This window comes from Phocaeicola intestinalis (assembly GCF_014837065.1).
GTDB lineage: Bacteria > Bacteroidota > Bacteroidia > Bacteroidales > Bacteroidaceae > Phocaeicola > Phocaeicola intestinalis.
Window position 1 is genome coordinate 24,114 of record NZ_JACSPP010000040.1, and the last position, 10,981, is coordinate 35,094.

Annotated in this window: 13 protein-coding genes and 1 riboswitch; all 13 genes read right to left on the minus strand. The window is 44.8% G+C overall.

What is annotated here, in order from left to right; all coding sequences use genetic code 11:
- Positions 1-14: 14 nt before the first annotated feature.
- Entirely contained in the window at positions 15-953 is a 939-nt protein-coding gene (locus tag H9625_RS11990) for a ribose-phosphate pyrophosphokinase (RefSeq protein WP_087209873.1), read from the minus strand.
- 83 nt (positions 954-1,036) lie between these two features.
- Complete coding sequence (locus H9625_RS11995; protein ID WP_022040885.1) at positions 1,037-1,645, minus strand: thiamine phosphate synthase; 609 nt, start codon at positions 1,643-1,645, stop codon at positions 1,037-1,039.
- 57 nt (positions 1,646-1,702) lie between these two features.
- Positions 1,703-2,398 carry a HesA/MoeB/ThiF family protein gene (locus H9625_RS12000; protein WP_191764507.1) on the minus strand — a complete coding sequence of 232 codons (696 nt, stop codon included), beginning with the start codon at positions 2,396-2,398 and terminating at the stop codon, positions 1,703-1,705.
- Positions 2,399-2,564: 166 nt separating this feature from the next.
- Positions 2,565-3,686: a 2-iminoacetate synthase ThiH gene (gene thiH, locus H9625_RS12005; protein WP_013619484.1), complete on the minus strand. Its 1,122-nt coding sequence runs from the start codon at positions 3,684-3,686 to the stop codon at positions 2,565-2,567.
- A gap of 23 nt (positions 3,687-3,709) precedes the next feature.
- Positions 3,710-4,090, minus strand: a complete 381-nt coding sequence (locus tag H9625_RS12010) for a four helix bundle protein (RefSeq protein ID WP_013619485.1) — start codon at positions 4,088-4,090, stop codon at positions 3,710-3,712.
- A 117-nt stretch (positions 4,091-4,207) separates the two neighbouring features.
- On the minus strand, positions 4,208-5,902 hold the full coding sequence (gene thiC, locus H9625_RS12015; protein ID WP_191764509.1) for a phosphomethylpyrimidine synthase ThiC: 1,695 nt from the start codon (positions 5,900-5,902) through the stop codon (positions 4,208-4,210).
- Between the two features lie 135 nt (positions 5,903-6,037).
- Positions 6,038-6,814, minus strand: a complete 777-nt coding sequence (locus H9625_RS12020) for a thiazole synthase (RefSeq protein ID WP_022040882.1) — start codon at positions 6,812-6,814, stop codon at positions 6,038-6,040.
- Positions 6,815-6,845: 31 nt separating this feature from the next.
- Positions 6,846-7,475: a thiamine phosphate synthase gene (locus tag H9625_RS12025; protein ID WP_087249163.1), complete on the minus strand. Its 630-nt coding sequence runs from the start codon at positions 7,473-7,475 to the stop codon at positions 6,846-6,848.
- Complete coding sequence (gene thiS, locus H9625_RS12030; protein WP_022040880.1) at positions 7,465-7,665, minus strand: sulfur carrier protein ThiS; 201 nt, start codon at positions 7,663-7,665, stop codon at positions 7,465-7,467. Before thiS ends, H9625_RS12025 begins: the two co-directional genes overlap by 11 nt.
- A gap of 86 nt (positions 7,666-7,751) precedes the next feature.
- A riboswitch (TPP riboswitch) is annotated at positions 7,752-7,844 on the minus strand.
- Entirely contained in the window at positions 7,840-8,100 is a 261-nt protein-coding gene (locus H9625_RS12035; RefSeq protein ID WP_140406904.1) for a hypothetical protein, read from the minus strand. (Overlaps the previous riboswitch by 5 nt.)
- Positions 8,101-8,240: 140 nt before the next feature.
- Positions 8,241-8,873: a trimeric intracellular cation channel family protein gene (locus tag H9625_RS12040; RefSeq protein WP_022040879.1), complete on the minus strand. Its 633-nt coding sequence runs from the start codon at positions 8,871-8,873 to the stop codon at positions 8,241-8,243.
- A gap of 99 nt (positions 8,874-8,972) precedes the next feature.
- Positions 8,973-10,490 carry a DUF3078 domain-containing protein gene (locus tag H9625_RS12045; protein ID WP_191764511.1) on the minus strand — a complete coding sequence of 506 codons (1,518 nt, stop codon included), beginning with the start codon at positions 10,488-10,490 and terminating at the stop codon, positions 8,973-8,975.
- Positions 10,491-10,725: 235 nt separating this feature from the next.
- Positions 10,726-10,899 carry a hypothetical protein gene (locus tag H9625_RS12050; RefSeq protein ID WP_191764513.1) on the minus strand — a complete coding sequence of 58 codons (174 nt, stop codon included), beginning with the start codon at positions 10,897-10,899 and terminating at the stop codon, positions 10,726-10,728.
- Between the last annotated feature and the right edge of the window lie 82 nt (positions 10,900-10,981).

Sequence of the window (10,981 nt, forward strand, 5' to 3'; positions counted from 1 at the left end):
CGTTTCATAAGAAATCAAAGCAAATATTGCGAGCTGATAGATTCGTGGCTCAATACACGGCGAATCGTCTCAGCAAACATGTCGGCTATAGAAAGCTGTTTCACTTTGGCACAACGGTTTGAGTACGGGATGCTGTCGGTGAATACCAGTTCTTCCAGTTGCGAGTTTTGTACGCGTTCGGATGCAGGACCCGACATGACACAGTGGCTGGCGATGGCACGTACCGAAGTCGCTCCGGCTTCTTTCATGATGTCGGCAGCTTTGGTGATGGTACCGGCGGTATCTACCATGTCGTCTATCAGCACTACATCTTTACCCTTTACATCACCGATGATTTGCATCGATGCTACCACATTGGCTTTTTCACGTGTCTTGTGGCACAATACCAAAGGTACATCCAGGTATTTAGCATACGTACTGGCACGTTTCGAACCTCCCACATCGGGAGTGGCAATGACCAGATTAGGCAAATGTAAAGACTGGATATAGGGAGCAAAGATGGTAGAACCGTACAGGTGATCAACCGGAATATCGAAGAATCCCTGAATCTGGTCGGCATGCAAATCCATGGTAATCAAGCGGTCAATGCCCGCTACGCTTAATAAGTCTGCCACTAATTTGGCACCGATGGATACACGGGGCTTGTCCTTGCGGTCTTGTCGTGCCCAGCCGAAATAGGGGACAACGGCGATGATACGTTTGGCCGAAGCACGTTTTGCTGCGTCAATCATTAATAAAAGCTCCATCAAATTGTCGGAGTTCGGAAAAGTTGACTGTACGAGAAATACGTGCTGGCCACGAATCGATTCTTCGTAAGATACTGCAAATTCGCCGTCAGCGAAATGAGTAATGTTCATGTTACCCAGCGGGCATCCCAAACTTTTGCAGATTTTCTCTGCCAGATATCTCGAGTTTGTACCCGAGAAGACTTTAAATCTTGATGTTTCGCTCATTGTTAAATATGTTGCCTTAAAAAAGTATATATACAAAGTTACACTATTTCTTTAGCCGGACAAAACATGTATCGAAAAAACTTCTAGTCAGCCAATTTCTTCAGTTTCCTGAATTGTTCAATCAGGTCACTGTAATTATAGTCATGCTCCGGACAGAACTTGTTCCACAATCCTCCCAATACGGCACACCCTCCAAATCCGAAATCTTTTACTTGCAGGATATTGCTTTCGTCAATACCTCCCAATGCGATGACACGTTTGTCGATGATGCCGTTTTTAGCTGCAGCCCGGATTTCTTCAGGTGTGAAAGCCGAATCGTATCCTTCTTTCGATATGCTGTCGAAGATAGGACTGAGGAACACGTATTCGAACTGGGGCTTTTTCTGTTTCACTTCTTCCAGCGAATGACAGGAAGTAGTGATAGGACCTGAATAGTTGTCGGGTATCACAGAATTATGACTGTTGATATGAATCCCTCTTAACTTATATTCTTCTTTCAGGTAGAAATTCCCATGTACGACAATACGCTTCCTGTATTTTTCCGGAATCAATGTCAGCAATCTTTCTGCATAGACCGGAGTGGAATCGGTTTTGCGTAAATGAAGAATCTCCAGTCCTTCTTCGAAAAGGGCTGTCAGTATTTTATCTTCTTCCACAAAGTAAGTGGGCCTGGTTATTACTATCAGTTTCATGTGAAAACACAATATGGTGCAGCAAAGGTAGTAATAAGTTTGTAATATTAGCGTAAGTTAAAGCAAAATCGTGTACGTTTCCATCGTTTTCAGGTCGATTTGCCATAATTTTCCTGCCAAAATGGTCCCGTAACCACAAATAATCTTGATAACTTCATGAGCTTCGACGCAACCTACCAGTCCGGGAGTAACTCCTATCACTCCTTTGGGAAGTGGGGGCATGGATAACATTTCCTGTTCATCGGGATAGAGGTTGCGGTATCTTTTTTCTCCTTTATTATATAAGAATACCGATACTTGTCCTTCGAATGCCCGGATTGCCCCGTACACATATGCTTTCCCCAGTGAGGCACACGTGTCATCAATCAGGTATCGGGTGATGAAATTGTCGCATCCGTCCACTACGATGTCATAGTCTGATATAATTGCTTTAGCATTGTCGGGTGTCAGGCGGGTAGGGTAGGCCTTTATCCGGATGGTGCTGTTCAGTGCTTCCAGCCGTTTTTGGGCTTGCAGGGCTTTGGGCAGGTTTACTTCGGCTTCAGAATAGAGCACCTGGCGTTGCAGGTTGCTTTCGCTTACAGTATCATCATCAATCAGCCCGATTGTTCCTACTCCGGCACCTGCCAGATAGAGTGCGATGGGAGAGCCGAGCCCTCCTACACCTACAATGAGTACACGTGCCGCTTTCAGGCGTGCTTGTCCTTCTTCGCCAATTTCGGGAAGAAGGAGTTGGCGGTTGTATCTTTCCATTTTTTTGAATGAAGAATTAAGAATGAAGAAAGAGGAATGAAGAATCTGGTGCAGCTATATGCATAGGTCTGCGGATATAGCTTCATCGGCTTGCGGACCTATATCCATCGGCTTGCGGATATAGGTTCATCAGAACCCCGATTCTTCATTCATCATTCTTCATTCTTCATTTTACAAAGTCGAATGAAGCATCCCAGTCTTTCCATACCGGTTCGCGTCCGGCTGCCTTTAGTGCGCACTCTACTTCCATGGCGGTACGGTCGTCGCTGATATGGAATTGTTCTAAAGCCTGAGGATAAGTGTAATATCCTCCCGGTTCGGTTTTGCTTTCGGCACTCATGGTGGTTACGCCCAGCGATGCCATGTGGTCGCGGATATAAGCCGGTTCACGGGTAGAATACGAAATATCCACATCGTGGTCGAAGATACGCATGGCAAAGGTCACCTGTGCCAGTTCCTTGTCGCTCATGATAACGTTGGGCTGGAATCCTTCGTTCTCTGCGGGGCGCATGCGGGGGAAGTTGACACTGTATTTGGTCTTCCAATAGTGTTTTTGCAGATAACGCAGGTGGTATGCCATCATCGTGACATCGGTACGCCAGTCTTCCAATCCTATCAATACGCCCATGCCGATAGAATGCACGCCTGCTTGTCCCATGCGGTCGAAGCCGTTTACGCGCCATTCGAATTTCGATTTCATGCCACGCGGATGATAGATGTTATAACGTGCTTTGTTGTATGTTTCCTGGAAACAGATGACCCCGTTCATGCCGTGTCTGGTCAGTTCGGCATATTCTTCGGTTTTCAGCGGCATTACTTCTATTTTCAGGTTCGAGAAATAGGGCTTTGCCAGATCAAGTGCTTTGGCAAGATACGGTACGCCTGCCTTTGCCGGATTTTCTCCGGTTACTATCAGCAGGTTTTCAAACGGAGCCAGTTTTTTGATGGCTTTGTACTCGTTCTCCATTTCTTCGGGTGTCAGGATAGTCCTTGCCATGGGATTGCTGATATGGAATCCGCAATACACGCACGAGTTGGTGCACGAGTTGGTCAGATAAAGCGGAATAAACATCGATACTGTTTTCCCGAACCGTTCTTCGGTATATTTGCGACTCAGGCGTGCCATCGGTTCCAGGTATTTTTCGGCAGCCGGCGAAACCAGTGCCATAAAGTCGTTCACATCACAGTGTGACTTGCCGAGTGCCCGCAGCACATCGGATTCTGTTTTGGAGTAGATGGCTTCGGTCGTCTCCTCCCAGCTTATTTTTTCTAATTCTTCGCTAAACATGCTATTCAATTAATAATGAATAATTAATAATTAATAATGGTGGATGCGTTTGGATTGCATTTGCTGGACTTGATTATGCTGGTTAATAGTTTTATCAGTTCAGTACAATCTGCTTGGATGGATTGGAAAGCTATATCGTTTATGTAATCCGATTCGTGTAGCAATGTCAGCCAATAGTCTGTTTCGTTAGCTTCTTTTAATGAAATATGCAGTTTATGGATAAAATCTTTTTTGCTTTCGGCAAATTCAGCTTCACGTATTAATGCTCCTATTGCTGTACCGCTTCGGAGCAATTGTTTTGACATAACATATTCTCCTTTTTGTTCTTTTAAAAAGCGGAAGGCTTTAATGATACGCAAGGCAAAAGCCACAGATTTTTGTTTGATAATGCTTTTCGACCGCATCCTTGTTGTTATTAATTATCAATTTTCTCCCATTGTTGATTATTATTAGGTTAAAACGTAATTAGCTAAAAAAAGTAGACGCTCTCTCGTTGTTAATTATTAATTATTAATTATTAACTATTGATTATTAATTGAAGAGAGATCTCTCGAAAGCTTCATGGCGCAGAAGTTCGGACCGCACATGGTGCAATACTCCCCGTCGGTATGGCGTCCTTCGTTGAAGTATTCCAGCGCACGGTCGGGGTCAAGGCTTAGATGGAACTGGTCGCGCCAGCGGAACTCATAACGGGCTTTGCTGAGGGCATTGTCGCGGATTTGTGCTCCGGGATGTCCTTTGGCAAGGTCGGCAGCATGGGCAGCTATCTTATAGGTAATGACTCCCGTACGCACATCTTCGCGGTTGGGCAATCCGAGGTGTTCTTTCGGAGTGACATAGCACAACATTGCCGTACCTAGCCAGCCAATTTGGGTGGCTCCGATGGCTGATGTGATGTGGTCATATCCCGGAGCGATGTCTGTTACCAACGGACCGAGGGTATAGAACGGAGCGTTATGACAATGCTCGATCTGGCGTTGCATGTTCTCTTGAATCTTGTGCAAAGGCACATGACCCGGACCTTCGATGAATGCCTGTACGTTCTTTTCCCATGCACGGACAACAAGTTCACCCATGGTGTCGAGTTCGGCAAACTGGGCTTCGTCGTTAGCGTCGGCAATACATCCGGGACGCAGGCCGTCGCCCAATGAGATAGCTACATCGTATTGGGCAAGGATGTCGCAGATGTCATCGAAATGCTCGTAGAGGAATGACTCCTTGTCGTGTATCAGGCACCATTTGCTCATAATGCTTCCTCCGCGGCTCACGATGCCGCATAAACGCTTGTCCGCCAGGTGTACATTGTGCCGGCGGATACCTGCATGGATGGTAAAGTAATCCACTCCTTGTTCGCATTGTTCTATTAAGGTGTCCTTGTAGATTTCCCAGGTCAGGTCTTCCACTTTGCCGTTTACTTTTTCCAATGCCTGATAGATGGGTACGGTGCCTACAGGTACGGGGCAATTTCGGATAATCCATTCACGGGTTTCGTGGATGTTGTCTCCCGTAGAGAGGTCCATCAACGTATCGCCTCCCCATTTGCAGCTCCATACGGCTTTGTCCACTTCCTCTTCGATGCTCGAAGTTGTGGCAGAGTTTCCGATGTTGGTATTGATTTTCACCAGGAAGTTGCGCCCGATAATCATCGGCTCACTTTCCGGATGATTGATATTGGCAGGCAATACGGCACGTCCTGCGGCTATCTCGTCACGCACAAATTCGGGAGTGATGTGGGTGTCGATGCCTAATTCTTTGCAATTCATGTTTTCACGGATTGCCACATATTCCATTTCCGGAGTTACGATGCCTTGTTTGGCATAGTACATCTGGGTGCAGCATTTTCCGGCTTTGGCACGATAGGGTAGGGCGATGTGTTCGAAACGCAGGTGATCGAGCGAAGTGTCATCCCGGCGCATCTTGCCATATTCGGAAGTAATGGAAGGCAATTGCTCCACATCCCCTCGTCCGGTAATCCACGGTTCACGCATACGGGCAATGCCTTTCTTCAAGTCTATCTTTACCGAAGGGTCGCTGAACGGGCCGCTGGTATCGTAGATATAAACAGGCGCATTCGGAGTCATCACTTTCTTTCCGTCTTGGATGGTGACGGTAGGGGTCAGGTTTACTTTCTGCATTCCCACTTTGATGAAGGGGAAGAGTGTGCCTTGCATGTAGGCTTTCTCGCGGTGTGCGTAAGGTTTGTTCTCTTGTTCCATGGTGGTATTTTTTGTAGGTGATTAAGGACTACGTACTAGGTTTCACGTACTAGGTAATTCTATATAGTTTGACCGGTGTTTGCCAGACTATTCAGAACCTAGTCACCTAGTCCCTGGTACCTAGTCCCTAATACATTAATTATTCAGAAAAGCGGTTAAGGGTGACGAGGCAGAAGCTTCGAAGCTCTCACTTTGCACGCCAAGTCCTGCTTCGTAAGCACGGCGTCCGGCTATCACGGCTTCCTTGAAGGCAATAGCCATTTCTTCCGGATTTCCGGCTACAGCGATTGCGGTGTTTACCAGACAGGCGTCTGCTCCCATTTCCATGGCTTCGGCTGCATGGCTCGGTGCACCGATACCAGCATCTACTACTACCGGCACGTTACTTTGTTCGATGATAATGCGCAAGAAGTCGCGTGTCTGCAATCCCTTATTTGTACCGATAGGGGCGGCGAGTGGCATCACTGTAGCGGCTCCGGCTTCTTCCAGGCGTTTGCAAAGGGTAGGATCTGCCTGGCAATAAGGTAATACCACAAATCCCAGCTTCACCAATTCTTCTGTCGCTTTCAACGTCTCGGCAGAGTCGGGCAGAAGATAGCGCGGGTCTGGATGAATCTCCAGCTTCAACCAGTTGGTGCCGAATGCTTCGCGTGCCATTTGTGCGGCGAATACAGCTTCTTCTGCCGTACGCACACCCGAAGTGTTGGGCAAAAGTTGGATATGCGGATGAACGATGTGATGCAACATATCGTCTTCCTTATCATTCAGTTCAATGCGTTTCATGGCCACGGTCACCATTTCCGTGCCCGAAGCCAGGATAGCTTTCTCCATAATCTCATTCGAGTTGAATTTGCCTGTACCTAAAAACAAGCGTGAGTCGAATTCTTTATCGGCGATAATCAGTTTTTTCATATATTCAATATCAACTATTAATTATTAACTGTTAACTATTAATTATCCTCCTTGTTTCTGCTATCGGGTCATCCGCACGCAGGATGCTTCCGCTAAGAGCAATGCCCGATACTCCAGTCTGCATAATAGCCGGAATATCTTCGAAGGCAATGCCTCCAATGGCTACGATAGGCAAGTTGATGCCTGCCTCTTTCATGCGTGATACGATATTCCGGTAGCCTTCCAGTCCCAGAACAGGACTTAGGTTTTTCTTGGTTGTTGTGAAGCGGAACGGTCCGCAGCCAATGTAGTCGGCACCCGCGGCATAATGCATCTGCACGTCTTCGAATGTGTTTGCCGTACCTCCGATAATAAAGTCTTTTCCCAGCAGTTTGCGGGCTTCGGCTATCGGCATGTCCTTTTTACCCAGATGCACACCGTCGGCATGTAGCTTTTTTGCCAAAGCCACGTGATCGTCTATGATGAACGTGGCTCCGTACTGGCGGCATAAGTCCTGTACACGTATCGCTTCCTTTTCTACCTCTTCTTCGGTTGCCTCCTTCATGCGCAACTGAATCCACCGGCATCCGCCTTCCAGTGCCATCCGGGCAGAGTCGAAGTAGGTATATCGGCCGGTGTAATGGGTAATGAATTGCAGTTCCATAGCTGTATTATCCTCCACAAGCCGCTTTGATGATAACTAAACTATCGTTTGGTTGTAAGGTTTGGTCTGCCCATTTTTCACGGGGAATCATACGGTTGTGCAAAGCTATGGCTACTCCTTTTTCAGGAAGCTCCAGTTGTTTTGCCAAATCGGCAATGGTATTCCCTTGGGTCAAATCGGTCTCTTTGTTGTTTACAATAACTGTCATAGTGGTTCTCTATATAAATAAAGTATAAATATAATAAGGAGTAATCCAAAGAGACACCTTTCAGGAGAGGGAGGTATGTAAAGAGTGTTTTCCGAAGAAACAATCCCTTCGCCGGTACTAACCGTATCAGGTTCGTAGGGTATGATCTCAGCCCGACATGGGCACCCCTTTGTTTTACTTTCCGGCAAAGATAGAAGAACTTTTTGAGAAAAACAAAAAATGGTTGGAAATATACAGGCAAACACATAAATTATGCAGATTATCCTCAGAAGCTGTTTTGAATTTCTCCAAAAAGTTTTTCTTGGCTTGATGTATCCGTTTTCGTGTGTGCTTTGGGCGATTTTTTGGCCCTTTTCGCTCCTGTTCTTCGTCAGATAGCCCGCTATCTTCCTCATCACAGAAGCGGAAATGCCTCAAAAACTCATCCCAAATCATCGCACGATAAATTCAAAACAGCTTCTCAATGCCGGAGAAGATTATCTTCTACATCGGGAAACAATCGTTGTGCTAAAAAACTGTTTTGAATTTCTACAAAAAGTCTTTCTTGGTTTGATATATTCGTTTAATCCGTCTGTCTATTCTTTCTCTTGCTGATTTGTGGGGTCTCCTTTCAAAATGGGAAGAGTAATTTGATATTTCACGGCTAGGATACGGACTATCAATACCGTCATTCCGCCTACAATCTGCGAGACATAATCCTCCATGCCCAATTGAAGGCAACCCCAATATGCAAGTCCTCCAATCACACATGCCATGGCATAAATTTCTTTTCGGAAAATCAACGGAATCTCGTTTATAAAAACATCACGGATTACTCCTCCTGCCGCACCTGTTATGCTCCCCATGATAATAGCGACCCAAAACGGAAATCCCAAAGCAATAGTCTTACCGAATCCTACTACAGTAAATAATGCAAGTCCAATACTGTCGAAAAAGAAAAAAGTGTTATTCAGATGAATCAGGTATTTGCCAAAAATAATAACGAAAAACATGGCAAAAGCCGTACAGATTAAATAGATGGGGTCGGTCATCCATACGGGTGTCACGTTTAGCATCACATCACGCAAGGTTCCACCTCCGATGGCTGTTGCCAACCCCACGATATATGCTCCAAACCAGTCAAAACGTTTGGCAGAAGCCAAACGGATGCCGCTAATAGCGAAAGCAAATGTGCCTATGAAATCAAGAATTTGAACAAATGAAATCATAATTTTATGTCTAAATTTATAACATACATCACAAAACCCTACAGGTCCGGTATCCCTATCTGTTTCTGTGACAAAATAAGTTTAATCTCTACTCTTTTCTCACCACGTGTAATTGAATCCTAGACTCAACAATTCCTGAAGTTGAAAATAACTATCATCATCCGCTTCAAGCGTTACCGAATCATCGAAACGTGCGTGCACGAATAACTTTGTTGAAAAATATTTATTGAATGCAAACGTAAACGTATTTTCCCATTCTGCCAAGACTTTTTCATAATTTGTCGTATACGAAAAACGTGACTCCCATAGCAAGTTGTTCAACAGGTTCCATTTCAACGTGGTTTCCAGGCGCGAACCCAACTGATTCTCTATCTTATGTCCTGCCTCGATATTGAATTTAGTCGGGTCTACCCGGTCGCTTGTCACACTATAGCGTGAGTAGTTGAACGGATTGATCAGGACAGACAAGTTACAGATGTTGTCTTTCACATATTTATAATCCATACCGATACCGATGTTCAGTTCGGCAGGAGAGAGTAAGCCCGAAACGAGATTGTCCGAGTTCGTATCATATTTGGAAAAGAATTGAGTCTTGAATTCTGCCGAAATCGTATAATACCAGTTCCAGATTGCTTTGTAGCCGAATTTCGAACTGATGCGGAGCATATCTTCACTGGTTTTGTACTGGTGCACGGTATCCGAAGGGGCTGTGATAAATCCCAGTTTCCATTCGATTTTGTTTTCAAACTGGATTTTCTGCTTGTCATCGTAATTGAATTGCCATGTCATACCAGACAAAAGCGAAACAGTACTTTCTCCTCCCTTATACCAATTGTCCGAAATATAGTTTTGTGAAAACTGGATATAACCGTTCCCTGAAATGGTCCAAAAATTCGGCCGGATTATCAATAAATTATCTTCACCCATCCGGTATGTCGATTCTGGAGTCAGCAAGGTAAGCACTTTGTTCTTTCGTGGTTTCCTGACAATCATTTCATCCGGCAAAGGCTCCAGGCCGCTTAGGTCGTTTTCGTTTTTACGTACCAAATTAGGATATTGCACGTAAAAGTTTAACAGTTGGCGGTTGATGGCACGGTCGACATCCGCTGTATGCGTAAGACGGGGTATCTGGAACAGAGAATCTTTTATCGGATTTTTTTCCGGGAAAGGACTTTTCGGCTTCCAGCCATCGATAGAGATTGCCTGCTCGATAGCATCCGAGTAATATGTGGCAGGCATGGCAAGCTTGAAATAATCGGCATCCGGACGAATCCACGCCGGAGCATGTGGTATGAAGATATCATCCCAACGTTCTGACATTTCCTGCCGGGTTTTCCGATATTGGGAGAGCAGTGCATAAAAACGGGCTTTTACTTTCCGGTTTATGGGGTTTACAACCGGTTCCTTTACTACAGCAACCATTGTATCTAACGCAACAGACAATGTATCATTTAACGGATTTACAGCTGGAACCGATACTGAATCACCCGAAAGTTCTGTTATACCTGTTGTATCTGTCGCATACACACGGTCTGTTTTTATCGAATCTGCATCCGTTTGTGCAAAGCCATACATACTTATTAATAATAATCCCACAAAAATGCCTATCGTCTTCATTTTCTTATTTTGATATATTTATATAAACATCTGTATTTCTCTCTGTGAAAGTTTAGATATCCAATAAAGTTGATGAATGGTCCGCAAGCAGTCAATACATACCCTTGAAAAATGAATATATACTGCATCCGCGATTGAATATAACTTCATCCGCCTACGGATATATACTTCATCGGCGAATGCAGTACTACTGCGTTTTCAACCCGACCGCATTGGCTAATTACGGACATTCATATTAAGAAACTATTTTGAATTTCTCCAAAAAGTTTTTCTCGTCTTGATGTTTCCGTTTTCGTGTGTGCCTTGGGCGATTTTTTTGTTCTTTCCGCTTCTGTTCTTTGTCAGATAGCCCGCTATCTTCCTCATCATACAAACGGAAATGCCTCAAAAACTCATCCCAAATCAGCACACGATAAATTCAAAACAGTTTCTTCTATGTTGTAATCCAAATATCCAGAGAATTTTTTTATTTTATTAAAGGTTTTCATTAG